12 protein-coding genes and 1 tRNA gene are annotated in these 14,611 nt (G+C 57.1%); 9 read left to right on the top strand and 4 right to left on the bottom strand.

The window, feature by feature from the left end; genetic code table 11:
* Position 1: 1 nt before the first annotated feature.
* Positions 2–859, top strand: coding sequence for a YjeJ family protein (gene yjeJ, locus ACLH1U_RS19020; RefSeq protein ID WP_032454613.1), 858 nt, complete (start codon positions 2–4; stop codon positions 857–859).
* 211 nt (positions 860–1,070) lie between these two features.
* Here the strand turns inward: yjeJ and ACLH1U_RS19015 are convergent, their stop codons facing one another.
* The 3 genes from ACLH1U_RS19015 to ACLH1U_RS19005 form a co-directional block, all read right to left on the bottom strand.
* Complete coding sequence (locus tag ACLH1U_RS19015) at positions 1,071–1,424, bottom strand: DUF4156 domain-containing protein (protein WP_004152419.1); 354 nt, start codon at positions 1,422–1,424, stop codon at positions 1,071–1,073.
* A gap of 259 nt (positions 1,425–1,683) precedes the next feature.
* Positions 1,684–3,330, bottom strand: a complete 1,647-nt coding sequence (gene groL, locus ACLH1U_RS19010; RefSeq protein WP_023291693.1) for a chaperonin GroEL — start codon at positions 3,328–3,330, stop codon at positions 1,684–1,686.
* A 37-nt stretch (positions 3,331–3,367) separates the two neighbouring features.
* The gene (locus ACLH1U_RS19005; protein WP_004152420.1) at positions 3,368–3,661 is read right to left on the bottom strand and encodes a co-chaperone GroES; all 294 of its coding nucleotides are present in this window, start codon (positions 3,659–3,661) and stop codon (positions 3,368–3,370) included.
* 233 nt (positions 3,662–3,894) lie between these two features.
* Here ACLH1U_RS19005 and yjeH point away from each other — a divergent pair, with 233 nt between their 5' ends.
* On the top strand, positions 3,895–5,145 hold the full coding sequence (gene yjeH, locus ACLH1U_RS19000) for an L-methionine/branched-chain amino acid transporter (protein ID WP_032454612.1): 1,251 nt from the start codon (positions 3,895–3,897) through the stop codon (positions 5,143–5,145).
* A 50-nt stretch (positions 5,146–5,195) separates the two neighbouring features.
* Here yjeH and ACLH1U_RS18995 read toward each other — a convergent pair whose 3' ends face one another.
* Positions 5,196–5,672 (bottom strand): FxsA family protein, encoded by a 477-nt coding sequence (locus ACLH1U_RS18995; protein WP_032454611.1) that lies wholly within the window; start codon positions 5,670–5,672, stop codon positions 5,196–5,198.
* Positions 5,673–6,009: 337 nt separating this feature from the next.
* Between ACLH1U_RS18995 and aspA the strand changes: the two genes are divergently transcribed.
* The 7 genes from aspA to ACLH1U_RS18960 all read left to right on the top strand — a co-directional run bounded on the left by aspA (position 6,010) and on the right by ACLH1U_RS18960 (position 14,009).
* Positions 6,010–7,446 carry an aspartate ammonia-lyase gene (gene aspA, locus ACLH1U_RS18990; protein ID WP_004177762.1) on the top strand — a complete coding sequence of 479 codons (1,437 nt, stop codon included), beginning with the start codon at positions 6,010–6,012 and terminating at the stop codon, positions 7,444–7,446.
* 114 nt (positions 7,447–7,560) lie between these two features.
* Positions 7,561–8,862, top strand: coding sequence for an anaerobic C4-dicarboxylate transporter (locus ACLH1U_RS18985; RefSeq protein WP_023291690.1), 1,302 nt, complete (start codon positions 7,561–7,563; stop codon positions 8,860–8,862).
* Positions 8,863–8,956: 94 nt separating this feature from the next.
* On the top strand, positions 8,957–9,280 hold the full coding sequence (gene cutA, locus ACLH1U_RS18980) for a divalent cation tolerance protein CutA (RefSeq protein ID WP_004206404.1): 324 nt from the start codon (positions 8,957–8,959) through the stop codon (positions 9,278–9,280).
* Entirely contained in the window at positions 9,256–11,052 is a 1,797-nt protein-coding gene (locus ACLH1U_RS18975) for a protein-disulfide reductase DsbD (protein WP_065805596.1), read from the top strand. The genes cutA and ACLH1U_RS18975 overlap by 25 nt, the downstream gene beginning before the upstream one ends.
* Positions 11,053–11,087: 35 nt before the next feature.
* Positions 11,088–11,663, top strand: a complete 576-nt coding sequence (locus ACLH1U_RS18970; RefSeq protein WP_032456885.1) for a transcriptional regulator — start codon at positions 11,088–11,090, stop codon at positions 11,661–11,663.
* Positions 11,664–11,730: 67 nt separating this feature from the next.
* On the top strand, positions 11,731–13,818 hold the full coding sequence (locus ACLH1U_RS18965) for a DUF1176 domain-containing protein (RefSeq protein WP_085551717.1): 2,088 nt from the start codon (positions 11,731–11,733) through the stop codon (positions 13,816–13,818).
* A 115-nt stretch (positions 13,819–13,933) separates the two neighbouring features.
* Positions 13,934–14,009: transfer RNA gene (locus ACLH1U_RS18960), tRNA-Phe, on the top strand.
* Positions 14,010–14,611 lie beyond the last annotated feature (602 nt).

Raw genomic sequence — 14,611 nt, 5'->3', positions numbered from 1 at the left:
GATGACTCAAAAAATTAGTGGTATTAACACTGGCGCAATTAAATTTAATGACAAGTTTTTCCTGATGGCAGTAAAAATCAAGGTAGAGGACTCTACTTGTAATACTTATTATATGCAATTAAGCGTTATGCTCGATTTTATTATTCTTATGCGCGATCGCGCACATAAAGCAATAAAAAAACTGCAAGATAAAGGGGAGATTTATAAAGCAAAGATCATTGCCGAGCACGAAAAATTGGCAATGAATATTCCTGCTTTTGAAGAAGAAGAACTACAACAACCTAATCAGGCTAATCTGATTACTTCTATTACTCCGAAATTTGATGATGAACGCTGCACATTGATGGTGATGTTACAAAATGAAAATATCCTTTCCTTAAATATTGCTGACATACAGGCAGAATTTTTCATTTTAGCAGTCCAGCAAGCGCTTAGTGCAACAAATGACACTGAAACACTCAAGCAAATTGCATCGATTCTCGATTTTCTAATACTTTATTTTGTTGATCTTTCAGATTTAAGTTATCTGAACTATAAGGAAATAAACCACCAACCCTGGAAGCAATCATTATTTACTCAACATTTTGCTGTTCTTTATAGCTTTGAAAAGGAACAGGGAGAAGAAATCTTAGCAGGCGCTGTAATTAAAACAAATGCGCAGCCGGACACGGAAGAAGCAAAGAACCTTATCAAGCGGATCGCACTTCTTGTACCAGAGCTCCGGGATATTGTTGAAAAAAGACACTTAGCTCAGACATTTATGAAATTAATACCTGCAGATCAGACTCAAGTTCTTACATTAGATGAATGTATGCGCCCACTCTATGAGTTTTGCCTTGAAACACAGAAAACTCTTTAGAGCTTGATATTCAGCTTATAGCAAAGCGGAACTAAGTTCGCTTTTAGGTCGTTTTTCGGGTTGCCATTTTATCAGAAAAATGGCAACCCGATCAGCATATGCCTTCAGCCCTAAAGAACTTATTTATAAGTACTGCCGTCTTCTATTCTGCCTGTTTCCCTTTATTAATGAGAAAGCCCGCGTAAAGAAATTCAAGCAGAAATTCAAGAAATCAGTTCGGGCACTTATAAACCTGGCCGTTCATCTCGCTGTCGGTGGGCACAAAGCTCGACAACAGATTTTGCGTCGGGCTGCTGACGCCATAAATCACGTTGCCGCCCATGGCTGCCGCCTGGTTACGCAGGGCGTTAGCCGCACCGCGCATGGAGCCGCCCTCATCGCCATTCTGGCCGGAGAGCCAGTTGCTCTGTTTACCCGTCGCGGTCCCTAACAGCTGACACTCTGCGCCCGGCTTCTCCTGCACGAAGCGCACATTCTGGCCGGCAGAGGTTAATTCATTGCTGGAACTGCAACCTGCCAACAGTAAGGCTGCGCCGACAATCCCTGCTAAATATTTTACCTGCATGTTAATCCCCATGATCGATGAGCTGGACGCACTGGCCCGGATGTAAACCTGACATCCTTCAAACTGCGTCGGCATGAGCCGCTTTCATTCCTTAGCCGGTCGCGCTAGTTAGTCGCTTCCGATACGGAGGTGCTTGCCGCTCTGATGCAGCTTAAATGATTTTTATGTATAAGCCTTATACTAAAAAGCGCGCCAAAAGAAAAACCCCCAGCCATTACTGGCCAGGGGTTTCTGCTTTTTTATGCCGTAGAGCGCACGATTACATCATGCCGCCCATACCGCCCATGCCGCCCATACCGCCAGCAGCACCTAAATCAGGCGCGTCGCCTTTCGGCAGGTCGGTCACCATGCACTCGGTGGTGATCATCAGGCCAGCCACGGAAGCCGCGTACTGCAGTGCAGAACGGGTGACTTTGGTTGGGTCCAGGATACCGAAGTCGATCATGTTGCCGTATTCTTCAGTTGCCGCGTTGTAACCGTAGTTACCGTCGCCGGCTTTCACGTTGTTCGCCACAACAGACGGCTCTTCACCGGCGTTGGACACGATCTGACGCAGCGGCGCTTCCATTGCGCGCAGCGCAACTTTGATACCGACGTTCTGATCTTCGTTCTGACCGGTCAGGCCAGCGAGTTTCGCTGCAACGCGAACCAGCGCTACGCCGCCGCCAGCCACCACGCCTTCTTCAACCGCAGCACGAGTGGCGTGCAGGGCATCGTCGACGCGTGCTTTTTTCTCTTTCATTTCAACTTCGGTTGCCGCGCCGACTTTGATTACGGCAACGCCGCCAGCCAGTTTAGCGACACGTTCCTGCAGTTTTTCACGGTCGTAGTCGGAGGTTGCTTCTTCGATCTGCTTACGGATCTGAGCAACGCGGCCCTGGATTGCGGATTCTTCGCCAACGCCATCGATGATGGTGGTGGTGTCTTTGTTGATAACCACGCGTTTCGCCTGGCCCAGGTCTTCCAGAGTCGCTTTTTCCAGCTCCATACCGATCTCTTCAGAGATAACGGTACCGCCAGTCAGCGTCGCGATATCCTGCAGCATGGCTTTACGACGGTCGCCGAAGCCCGGCGCTTTCACCGCAGCCACTTTCACGATGCCGCGCATGGTGTTAACCACCAGGGTCGCCAGCGCTTCGCCTTCAACGTCTTCAGCGATGATAACCAGCGGTTTGCCAGCTTTCGCTACGGCTTCCAGAACCGGCAGCATTTCGCGGATGTTGGAGATTTTTTTGTCAGCCAGCAGGATGAACGGGCTTTCCAGCTCAACGGCGCCGGTGTCCGGCTTGTTGATGAAGTACGGAGACAGGTAGCCGCGGTCGAACTGCATACCTTCAACCACGTCCAGTTCGTCTTCCAGACCGGTACCGTCTTCAACGGTGATCACGCCTTCTTTGCCAACTTTATCCATCGCTTCCGCGATCAGTTTACCGACGGTTTCGTCGGAGTTAGCGGAGATGGTACCTACCTGAGCGATAGCTTTGGAGTCAGAGCACGGAACGGACAGCGCTTTCAGTTCTTCAACAGCGGCAACGACAGCTTTGTCGATACCACGTTTCAGATCCATCGGGTTCATGCCTGCAGCAACCGCTTTCAGGCCTTCGTTCACGATAGCCTGCGCCAGCACGGTTGCGGTGGTGGTACCGTCGCCTGCCGCGTCGTTCGCTTTAGAGGCAACTTCTTTCACCATCTGCGCGCCCATGTTTTCGAACTTGTCTTCCAGCTCGATTTCACGTGCAACGGAAACACCATCTTTGGTGATGGTCGGCGCGCCGAAGGATTTGTCCAGAACCACGTTACGGCCTTTCGGGCCCAGGGTCACTTTAACTGCATCTGCCAGTACGTTTACGCCGCGCAGCATTTTTACACGAGCGTCGTTACCGAATTTTACGTCTTTTGCTGCCATTTCTTATATTCCTCAAATTCGTTCAGGGTCGTGCGAATTAAGCTTCAACAATTGCCAGGATGTCGCTTTCGGACATGATCAGCACTTCTTCGTTGTCAATCTTTTCAGTCTTCACGCCGTAGCCATCGTTGAAAATCACGATGTCACCAACTTTAACGTCCAGCGGCTGCACGGTCCCGTTTTCCAGGATGCGGCCTTTACCGACAGCGATGATTTCGCCACGCGTTGACTTAGCTGCTGCAGAACCGGTCAGAACGATGCCGCCCGCAGATTTGGTTTCAACTTCTTTACGTTTGACGATCACACGATCATGTAACGGACGAATACTCATTGATAGCTCTCCTTCGAGAAAGTCATTATCAGTTATGGGTGACGCCGGGCCGAACGCGGTTTACCGGCTAGTGCAGAGAGAGATGGGGATGGCCATTTCCCGCTTCAAGGGCAAAATTAAAAAAAAATTTTTACCTTTGCGCTGGCGCGCAAAAAGCGGCGCCACCGGGCAACCGGTCATAAGGAAAAGCGATTGTGATACTCTCTTTCTTTTCACTGGCGCAGGATGGAATCATGAGTGGTTTAAAACAGGAGTTAGGGCTGGGACAGGGAGTCGGGTTGCTTTCCACCTCACTGCTGGGCACCGGCGTTTTCGCCGTTCCGGCGCTGGCGGCGCTGGTCGCTGGCGATAACAGCCTGTGGGCATGGCCGTTGCTTATCCTCCTTGTCTTTCCGATTGCCATCGTCTTCGCCCTGCTGGGCCGCCATTTCCCCAGCGCGGGCGGCGTGGCCCACTTTGTCGATATGGCCTTTGGCCCACGGCTGGCCAGCGTCACCGGCTGGCTGTTTTTATCGGTTATCCCGGTCGGACTCCCCGCCGCCCTGCACATCGCCACCGGCTTCGGCCAGGCGCTGTTCGGCTGGCATGATGCGCAGCTGCTGCTGGCGGAGCTGGGTACCCTGGCCATCGTCTGGTGGGTCGGTTCACGTGGCGCCAGCTCCAGCGCCAACCTGCAGACGCTGGTTGCCGTGCTGATCGTGGCGCTGATCGTCGCCGTCTGGTGGCGCGGCGGGATAAGTCCGGCGCAGATCCCCTTCCCCGCCCCGGCGGAGATCGACCGCGGCCAGCTCTTCTCTGCGCTGTCGGTGATGTTCTGGTGCTTTGTCGGCCTGGAAGCCTTTGCCCACCTCGCCTCGGAGTTTAAACACCCCGAGCGCGATTTTCCCCGCGCGCTGATGATAGGCCTGCTGCTTGCCGGCTCGGTCTACTGGGCCTGCACCGTGCTGGTGTTGCACTTCCACGCCTTTGGCGAGGAGATGGCGGCGGCGGCGTCATTACCGAATATCGTGGTCCGCCTGTTCGGCGTCGAAGCGCTGTGGGTGGCCTGCGTCATCGGTTACCTCGCCTGTTTCGCCAGCCTCAACATCTATATTCAGAGCTTCGCCCGTCTGGTCTGGTCGCAGGCACAGCATAAGCCACAGAGCTACCTCGCGAGGCTGTCGCCGCGGCAGATCCCGCGCAACGCCCTCAACACCGTGCTGGGCTCCTGCGTGGTCAGCACCTTGTGTATCTATTTTCTCGATATCAATCTGGACGCGCTGATCGTCTATGCCAACGGCATTTTCATCATGATCTATCTGCTGTGCATGCTGGCAGGCTGTCGTTTGCTGCGCGGCCGCTATCGGCTGCTGGCGGCGGTGGGCAGCATTCTCTGTCTGCTGCTGCTGGCGATGGTCGGCTGGAAGAGTCTGTACGCGCTGGTGATGCTGGCGGTGCTGTGGTTGTTTTTACCGAGACGTAAGCTGGCGACAGGAAGCGTATAGGCGCAAAAAGAAAGCGGCCCGGTCGCGTCTGCAGACCGGGCCGATAAACGTTAATCGCGGCGATCGTCCTTGTGGTCCAGACGGTCGCGCTGTTCATCCTTGCGCTGGAATTCCCCTTCGAAGGTCTCTCCGCCGCCAGTCCCGGCGCTAAAGCCGCCGCCCGGCATCCGGCTGAAGCGCAAATGCGGCATCAGCTTCATCGTCAGGTGCTTCTGCACCGGGGGCAAAAGCAGCAGCAGGCCGAGGAAGTCGGTAAAGAATCCCGGGATCAACAGCAGCAGGCCAGCGATAATCAGCGAGACGCTCTTGATCATCTCCGCCGCCGGGCTCTCGCCCGCGGCCATCTTCTGCTGCATCAGCAGGAAGTTTTTGAAGCCCTGGTTGCGCACCAGCGACATCCCCACCACCGAGCTAAAGATCACCAGGATCAGCGTCATAAAGACGCCCAACACGTGCGCGACCTGGATAAAGATCGATATCTCAATGTAAATGTAAAGAAAAAAGGCAATAAACGGAATCCAACGCACCGGCGTCTCCTTCATCGACAGGCGCCGAATTCGGCCCCCGTAGTCATCAATTTGCTGATCGCATCCCACTAAGATGGGGATGCTGAGCGGCTTTTCAATCAGCAGAAATGCTTATTTTTTCCAAGAATAGGAAAGCGGTGACCCATTTCACAGATTAATAAATCTTCTCACACCCGCGATGTAATAAGTGATCAAGCTTACTGATATTCGCTATCATCAGCATATGATCTTGGGCACCGGGCCGGTTAAGGAAATAATCGTCGGCCAGAAAATATACTGAATCCTGGATATTCTGTGTATTTGGTGAATTCATTGGCAGCTTGAAAAGAAGGTTCACATGTTAAACAACATTCGTATCGAAGAAGATCTGTTGGGCACCAGGGAAGTTCCCGCGGACGCTTACTACGGCGTTCATACTCTGCGAGCGATTGAAAACTTCTACATTAGCAACAGCAAAATCAGCGACATACCAGAATTCGTGCGCGGCATGGTGATGGTGAAGAAAGCCGCCGCGCTGGCGAACAAGGAGCTGCAGACCATTCCCAAAAGCGCGGCAAATGCGATTATCGCCGCCTGTGACGAAGTCCTGAATAACGGCAAATGCATGGACCAGTTCCCGGTCGATGTCTTCCAGGGCGGGGCCGGCACCTCCGTAAACATGAACACCAACGAAGTCCTGGCAAACATCGGCCTCGAGCTGATGGGCCACCAGAAAGGCGAATACCAGTACCTGAACCCAAACGATCACGTCAACAAATGCCAGTCCACCAACGATGCCTACCCGACCGGGTTCCGCATTGCGGTGTATGCCTCTATCCTCAAGTTAATCGATGCGATTAAGCAGCTGGGCGAAGGTTTCCAGGCGAAAGCCGAGGAGTTCCAGGACATCCTCAAGATGGGCCGCACCCAGCTGCAGGACGCGGTGCCGATGACCCTCGGTCAGGAGTTCCATGCCTTCAATGTGCTGCTCAATGAAGAGACCAAAAGCATTCTGCGCACCGCGGAGCTGCTGCTGGAAGTGAACCTTGGCGCAACCGCCATCGGCACACGCCTCAACACCCCGGACGGTTATCAACAGCTGGCGGTGCAGAAGCTGGCGGAAGTGAGCAACTTACCGGTCGTTCCGGCGGAAGATCTGATTGAAGCCACCTCGGACTGCGGGGCGTACGTCATGGTTCACAGCTCGCTGAAACGCCTGGCGGTGAAACTGTCTAAGATCTGTAACGACCTGCGCCTGCTCTCTTCCGGACCGCGCGCGGGCCTCAACGAAATTAACCTGCCTGAGCTACAGGCTGGCTCTTCTATTATGCCGGCGAAGGTTAACCCGGTGGTGCCGGAGGTGGTCAACCAGGTCTGCTTTAAAGTGATCGGCAACGACACCACAGTGACCATGGCCTCCGAAGCCGGGCAGCTGCAGCTGAACGTGATGGAGCCGGTGATCGGCCAGGCGATGTTCGAGTCTATCCACATTCTGACCAACGCCTGCTACAACCTGCTGGAGAAATGCGTCAACGGCATTACCGCCAACAAAGCGGTGTGCGAAGGTTACGTCTATAACTCCATCGGCATCGTCACCTACCTCAACCCGTTTATCGGCCACCACAATGGCGATATCGTCGGCAAGATCTGCGCCGAAACCGGGAAGAGCGTGCGGGAAGTGGTGCTGGAACGTGGGCTGCTGACGGCGGCGGAGCTGGATGACATTTTCTCCGCGCAAAACCTGATGCATCCCGCTTATAAAGCGAAGCGTTATACCGATGAAAGCGAACAGTAATCTTTCCGGATAGTCGTTCAAAGGCATGTCAGCGATGACATGCCTTTTTGCTTTTTAGTTTTACTAAAATACAACAATCCAATATCAACTTGTTAAAAAACAAGGAAGGCATATATGTTTGGTGCAGAACTGGTTATTGTCCTGCTGGCGATTTATCTCGGCGCCCGGCTCGGCGGCATCGGTATCGGCTTTGCCGGTGGCCTTGGCGTCCTTGTCCTGACGCTTATTTTTCAAATTAAACCGGGTGCGATCCCCTTCGACGTTATTGAAATCATTATGGCGGTGATTGCCGCTATCGCCGCCATGCAGGTCGCAGGCGGAATGGATTACCTGGTCAGCCTCGCCGAACGGATGCTGCGTCGCCACCCGAAATATATTACCTTCCTTGCCCCGCTGGTGACCTGGTTTATGACCGTGCTCGCCGGCACCGGCCATACCGCCTTCTCCACGCTGCCGGTGATCACCGAAGTGGCCAAAGAGCAAGGCATCCGTCCGTCTCGTCCGCTGTCGATTGCGGTGGTGGCCTCCCAGATAGCGATCACCGCTTCGCCCATCTCCGCCGCGGTAGTGTTCTTTGCCGGGATCCTGGAGCCGCTGGGCGTTAGCTACCTGATGCTGCTGGCCATCTGTATTCCGGTCACCCTGTTGGCGGTGATGCTCACCGCTATCGTCTGCAATTTTCTCGGCTGCGAACTGAAAGACGACCCGGTTTACCAGGAGCGGCTGGCCAAGGGTGAGGTCAGACTGCGCGGCAGCCAGGTGTTTGAGCTGAAGCCGCACGCCAAACGTTCCGTTCTGCTGTTTCTGATCGGCATCGTGGCGGTGATGTTCTACGCCACGGCCATCAGCGATACCGTCGGTCTGATCAAAAACCCGGTACTACCGCGTAACGAGGCGATCGTGGTGTTTATGCTGACCATCGCCACGCTGATCAGCATCACCTGCAAAATCGACACCGGCGAAGTGCTCAATGCCAGCACCTTTAAGTCCGGCATGAGCGCCTGCGTCTGCGTGCTCGGCGTCGCCTGGCTGGGGGATACCTTCGTTAAAGCGCATATCAGCGATATCCAGGCCGTGGCCGGCGACCTGCTGCATAACTACCCGTGGCTGCTGGCGGTGGTGCTGTTCTTTGCCGCCACGCTGCTCTACTCGCAGGCGGCCACCACCAAAGCGCTGATGCCCGCCGCGCTGATGCTGGGCGTGAGCCCTCTCACTGCCATCGCCTCGTTTGCCGCCGTCTCCGCCCTTTTCGTTCTCCCGACTTACCCCACCCTGCTGGCGGCGGTCGAAATGGATGACACCGGCTCCACCCGCATCGGTAAATACGTCTTCAACCACGCCTTCCTGATCCCCGGCGTCATCGCCATTACGCTGTGCGTGATCCTCGGGTTTATTTTTGGCGGCATCATGCTGTAAATCTCTTCAAATTCGGGCCAGATCCTGGCCCGTTTCGTTAATCCTCCCCACCTTGCGTGCTATAGTGCCTCTTTTCGCTGATACGAGGTTCATGATGACTACGCCTGATGCTGTTGTTGTGCTCTGTACCGCGCCGGATGAAGCGACCGCCCAGGATCTGGCGGCAAAAGCGCTGGCCGAAAAGCTGGCCGCCTGCGCCACGCTCCTGCCGGGCGCCACCTCGCTCTATTACTGGGAAGGGAAGCTGGAGCAGGAGTATGAAGTTCAGATGCTGCTCAAAACCGATCTTGCCCATCAGCAGGCGTTGCTGGACTGCCTGAAGTCTCACCACCCGTATCAAACCCCTGAACTGCTGGTTCTGCCCGTCACGTATGGAGACAACGATTACCTCTCATGGCTTACCGCATCTTTACGCTGATCCTGCTGCTGTGCAGCGCGTCAGCCACCGCCGGGTTATTCGACGCGCCGGGGCGCTCGAACTTTGTGCCTGCTGACCAGGCCTTCGCCTTTGACTTTCAGCAGCAACAGCATGACCTCAACCTGAGCTGGCAAATCAAGGATGGTTACTATCTTTATCGTCAACAGTTTGCCTTCCGCGCCGCCGGGGCGACGATCGCCGAACCGGCGCTGCCGGCGGGCGAGTGGCATGAGGATGAGTTTTACGGCAAAAGCGAGATCTTTCGCCAGCGCCTGACCGTCCCGCTGACGGTGAAGCAGGCGGACAAAGACGCCACCCTCACCGTCACCTGGCAGGGCTGCGCCGATGCCGGATTCTGTTATCCGCCGGAGACCAAAGTGATCCCGCTGAGCGCCGTGCTGGCGGCTTCGGCAGATGGCCGGGCGACCACCATTGCCCCTGCGCCGCCGGCGAGCAGCCGTCCGGCGTTCAACCCGCCGCTGCCGGTTGAGCCGCGTCCGGCCCCGGAGGTCGCCACTTCGCCTGCGCCTGCCTCAGCGCCGCCCGCTGACGCCCCCGCCCGCCTGCCTTTCACCGCCCTGTGGGCGCTGCTGATAGGCATTGGTATCGCCTTCACCCCCTGCGTGCTGCCGATGTATCCGCTGATTTCCGGCATCGTGCTGGGCGGCAAACAGCGGCTTTCCACCGCGCGCGCCCTGCTGCTGGCCTTTATTTATGTCCAGGGGATGGCCTTAACCTATACCGCGCTGGGGCTGGTGGTGGCCGCCGCCGGGCTGCAGTTCCAGGCGGCCCTGCAGCACCCGTATGTGCTGGTGGGTCTGTCGGCAGTCTTTATACTGCTGGCGCTCTCCATGTTCGGCCTGTTCACGCTACAGCTGCCCTCCTCGCTGCAGACGCGGCTGGCGCTGCTCAGCAATAAGCGCCAGGGCGGCTCGCCCGGCGGAGTCTTTGCGATGGGCGCTATTGCCGGGCTGATCTGCTCCCCCTGCACCACTGCGCCGCTGAGCGCCATCCTGTTATATATCGCCCAGAGCGGTAATCTGTGGCTGGGCGGCGGCACGCTGTACCTCTACGCGCTGGGCATGGGCCTGCCGTTGATTCTCGTCACCGTGTTTGGCAACCGTCTGCTGCCGAAGAGCGGCCCGTGGATGAGCCATGTGAAGACCGCCTTCGGATTCGTGATCCTGGCTCTGCCCGTTTTCCTGCTGGAGCGCATCCTCGGCGACCAGTGGGGATTACGTCTGTGGTCAATGCTTGGCGTCGCCTTCTTCAGCTGGGCGTTCATCACCTCGCTGGGCGCGACCCGGCCGTGGATGCGGCTGGCGCAAATCATTCTTCTTGCCGCCGCGCTGGTTAGCGCCCGTCCGCTGCAGGACTGGGCGTTTGGCGCCCCGGCGCCCGAGCAGCAGGCGCATCTGGCCTTCACCCGCGTCAGCTCGGTGACCGAGCTTGATCGGGCGCTGGCGCAGGCAAAAGGCCAGCCGGTGATGCTCGATCTCTACGCCGACTGGTGTGTAGCCTGCAAAGAGTTTGAAAAATACACCTTTCGTTCACCTGACGTGCAGCAGGCGCTGAAAGGCGTCGTGTTATTACAGGTTGATGTGACAAAAAACAGTCCGCAAGACGCCGCGCTGCTGAAGCGCCTGCAGGTGCTCGGTCTGCCGACGATCCTGTTCTTCAACGCGCAGGGCCAGGAACAACCCGACCGGCGGGTCACCGGCTTTATGGATGCTGCGGCATTCAGCGCCCATTTGCGCGATTGGCAAGCGTGAGCGACACTTTAGGAGGAAAGATGGAGGAGAACACCGTGCTACGTGAAGACGTCCTGGCAGAAGCCATTAAAATTCTTGAAATTGAAGGTATCGCCAACACGTCGCTGGAGATGGTCGCTGAGCGCGTGTCCTGTCCGACGAGCGACCTGAAACGCTTCTGGCCCGATCGCGAAGCGCTGCTCTACGACGCGCTTCGCTATCTGAGCCACCAGGTGGATGTCTGGCGCCGTCAGCTGCTGCTGGACGACACCTTAAGCGCAGAGCAAAAGCTGCTGGCGCGCTATAGCGCGCTTACCACCTGCGTCAGCAACCAGCGCTACCCCGGCTGTTTATTTATCGCCGCCTGCACATTCTATCCGGATGCCCAGCACCCGATCCACCAGCTGGCGGAACAGCAGAAGCAGGCTTCGCTGGCCTACACCCATGAGCTGCTGACCCAGCTGGAGGTGGATGATCCGGAAATGGTCGCCAAGCAGATGGAGCTGATTGTCGAGGGCTGTCTGAGCCGTCTGCTGATCAAGCGTAGCCAGACGGATGTCGATACGGCGCGGCGGCTGGCAGAAGATATTCTGCGCTTCGCCCAGTGCCGTATGGGCGGGGCCTTAACCTGATTCTGATATCCTAACCGCCACGTCGCGCCTATAATTTCCCCCTCACTGATTGCTGACAGGGATTGATATGCGCGCGTTCTTCTGGGCTGCCTGGCTGGGGCTGTGCTCCACACCTCTGCTGGCGGCGCCCCTGCAAGGTTTTTCCTTTGCGCAAAAAGACTGGGAGCTCGCCTGCGATAACACTGGCACCTGCCGGGCGGCAGGTTACGGTGTCCGCATGGGCGAGGTCAGCGTGCTGTTGACCCGCAACGCCGGCAGCGAACAGCACCTCACCGCCACGGCCACCTTCGCGCAGATCGAACACGATATCCCCGCCGACTCCACCGCCAGCCTGCTGATCGACGACCGGGACCTCGGCTCGCTGGATGCCGTGGATGACAGCCACTTCCGTCTGGACAGCGATCAGACCTCCGCCGTGCTGCAGGCCCTGGCGAACCAGCGCAAAATCGAATTCACGCTTAACGGCCAGCACCTGCCGCTTTCCAGCGCCGGCAGCCGCGAGGTGCTGAGTAAAATGGATGCGTTTCAGCGACGAACCGGCACCGCCGACGCGCTGCTGGATAAAGGCGACGCGGGCGACGATGCCATTTTGCCCGCTGCCCCCGCCCCGGAAATCATCGCCGCGCCGGTGATCCACAACGCGCAACCTGTACCGCTGAGCATGCTCCAGCGCCAGAGGCTGTTGCCCGCCCTGACGCCGCTGCTGAACCAGCGCTGTGAAGACTGGCAGAACCCGGCCATTCCGGCGGCAGAGCGCCAGATCACCCTCACCGCGCTGGATAAAACCCATTCGCTGGCGCAGGCGCTCTGCTGGCGAGCGCCCTATAACGATGGCTATGCCCTGTGGCTGGTCGATAACGCCCAGTTGAGCAAACCGCGGCTGCTCACTACCGAGGCCTCCAGCTACGCCAACGGCACGCTGGTCTTCCTGCACAAAGAGCGGGGCATGGCCGACTGCGTAACCGGCGAGACGCGCGTCTGGGAGGGTAAAACCTTCGTTCCCAGCCTGAAGTACAGCACCGGTATGTGCCGGGAAATCACCCCGGGCGGCACCTGGATGCTGCCGACCTTTGTCAGCCAGGTGATCCCGAAGCAGCAGAAAGAAGCGGATAACCTGGCCCTGCGAACGCTGTACAACGCGGTGCTGAAAGCGCAAAAAAGCGATCCGGAACTGGCGCTGAACCGGGTCGCCGAGCAGTTTCCGTTAACCGGCCATATTACCGACTTCACGCTCACTTACGCCGATGACAGCCTGGTGACGACCAGCAAACCGTCCCCGGATATCAGCGATGACGAGTGGCAGGCGTTTCTGCGCTCCGCAATTAGCGCAGATTCAGAAAACGGTAAAGTCAGCTTTACGCTTATCGACCTCGACGGCGACGGCAAACGCGATCTGATCATCGACAGCTACGTGGGCGGCACCGGGCTCTTCAGCTACACCGGGGTGCTCCGGCGCGGCGATGATGATTTTGCCGCCGTCAACGATAGCGACAGTGATAACGGCGATGATTTCGATGCCGGGGTGCCCGGCGCCCTCTTTTCGATCAATGGCCGCGGGGCTAACCAATGGAACCACTGGGTCAAAATCAACGGCCAGGTGTATGCCCTGTGGTACAACGGCCAGTTTGGCGAAGATAATCTCTATCTGCTGCGCCCGTTCAGCACCGCCAGCCAGACGCCCGCGGTGACGGTTCGCTATCGCTATACGCTGAACAGCATCCGCTCCCCGGAGAAAGACCAACCGCTGACCCCCAGCCTGAGCGACAGCGATAAAGCGGATCTGCTGCGCTCGCTGGAGGTGATGCAGGGCAACCTGCTGAAAGACAAACCCGCCAGCGACAACGATGCGCCGATCTGCCCCATTCCGCCCGGCGCCTCCGCCGACGAGGCGGACAACTATTACAGCGGCGTTGCCGTTAACTATATCTATGAGACGGTGGCCTATATTCCGGTCTGGCTGAACGGAAAATGTTATATCGGTACCATTTTCAGCCATCATGGCGCCTATCGTCACGGCGTGGATGCGGAAATTACGCTGAGCTCGCCGCGGGAAGATGAAGAGGTCATTGGTGATTACCTGATCTCCGGGTTGCGCCACGTTATCTCCGTCACCAGCGGCTGGAAAAGCCGTGAAGGCGATAACGGCATGCAGTGATATTGAGTCAAAATGCGCCTTTGAACGCGGAATTGCCGCAAAGATAAGCAATCGACAAGTAATTTAAGAAATTTGGTTGACGGGGTGGGCGGATTACGGTTTAATGCGCCCCGTTGCCCGGATAGCTCAGTCGGTAGAGCAGGGGATTGAAAATCCCCGTGTCCTTGGTTCGATTCCGAGTCCGGGCACCACTTATTCAGAGAACCCAGCCTATGGCTGGGTTTTTGCTTTTCTACATCCGGACTCTTCATCGAACTGCGTTCGATTATTCGCCGCACAGCGGCTCACCCCTTCGGGGCCAGCGCGACACGCGCGCTGTTCAACGCCTGCGGCGTTAGTCCGAGTCCGGGCACCACTTATTCAGAGAACCCAGCCTATGGCTGGGTTTTTGCTTTTCTACATCCGGACTCTTCATCGAACTCCACTCTATGATCCCCTGCCCGGCGGCGCTGCGCTTGCGCGGGCCTACGCTGTTTGAACCTGCGGGAGGACCCGTAGGCCGGATAAGGCATTGATGCCGCCATCCGGCACAACCGCAGGTACGGCGTCTGATGTATATCGCCCGGTGGCGCTGCGCTTGCGCGGGCCTACGCTGTTTGAGCCTGCGGGAGGACCCGTAGGCCGGATAAGGCATTTATGCCGCCATCCGGCACAAACGCGGGTACGGCGTCTGATGTATATCGCCCGGCGGCGCTGCGCTTGCGCGGGCCTACGCTGTTTGAACCTGCGGGAGGACCCGTAGGCCGGATAAGGCATTGATGCCGCCATCCGGCACAACCGCAGGTACGGCGTC

Source organism: Klebsiella sp. 1SOBk5mer (genome assembly GCF_046603115.1).
Lineage (GTDB): Bacteria > Pseudomonadota > Gammaproteobacteria > Enterobacterales > Enterobacteriaceae > Klebsiella > Klebsiella quasipneumoniae.
This window is presented reverse-complemented; position numbering and strand designations above follow the sequence as displayed.

What these genes read in the sequence shown, in the direction of transcription:
- yjeJ (WP_032454613.1), top strand. Translation starts at nt 2, where the DNA reads ATGACTCAAAAAATTAGTGGTATTAACACTGGCGCAATTAAATTTAAT.
- ACLH1U_RS19015 (WP_004152419.1), bottom strand. Translation starts at nt 1,424, where the DNA reads ATGCAGGTAAAATATTTAGCAGGGATTGTCGGCGCAGCCTTACTGTTG.
- groL (WP_023291693.1), bottom strand. Translation starts at nt 3,330, where the DNA reads ATGGCAGCAAAAGACGTAAAATTCGGTAACGACGCTCGTGTAAAAATG.
- ACLH1U_RS19005 (WP_004152420.1), bottom strand. Translation starts at nt 3,661, where the DNA reads ATGAGTATTCGTCCGTTACATGATCGTGTGATCGTCAAACGTAAAGAA.
- yjeH (WP_032454612.1), top strand. Translation starts at nt 3,895, where the DNA reads ATGAGTGGTTTAAAACAGGAGTTAGGGCTGGGACAGGGAGTCGGGTTG.
- aspA (WP_004177762.1), top strand. Translation starts at nt 6,010, where the DNA reads ATGTTAAACAACATTCGTATCGAAGAAGATCTGTTGGGCACCAGGGAA.
- ACLH1U_RS18985 (WP_023291690.1), top strand. Translation starts at nt 7,561, where the DNA reads ATGTTTGGTGCAGAACTGGTTATTGTCCTGCTGGCGATTTATCTCGGC.
- cutA (WP_004206404.1), top strand. Translation starts at nt 8,957, where the DNA reads ATGACTACGCCTGATGCTGTTGTTGTGCTCTGTACCGCGCCGGATGAA.
- ACLH1U_RS18975 (WP_065805596.1), top strand. Translation starts at nt 9,256, where the DNA reads ATGGCTTACCGCATCTTTACGCTGATCCTGCTGCTGTGCAGCGCGTCA.
- ACLH1U_RS18965 (WP_085551717.1), top strand. Translation starts at nt 11,731, where the DNA reads ATGCGCGCGTTCTTCTGGGCTGCCTGGCTGGGGCTGTGCTCCACACCT.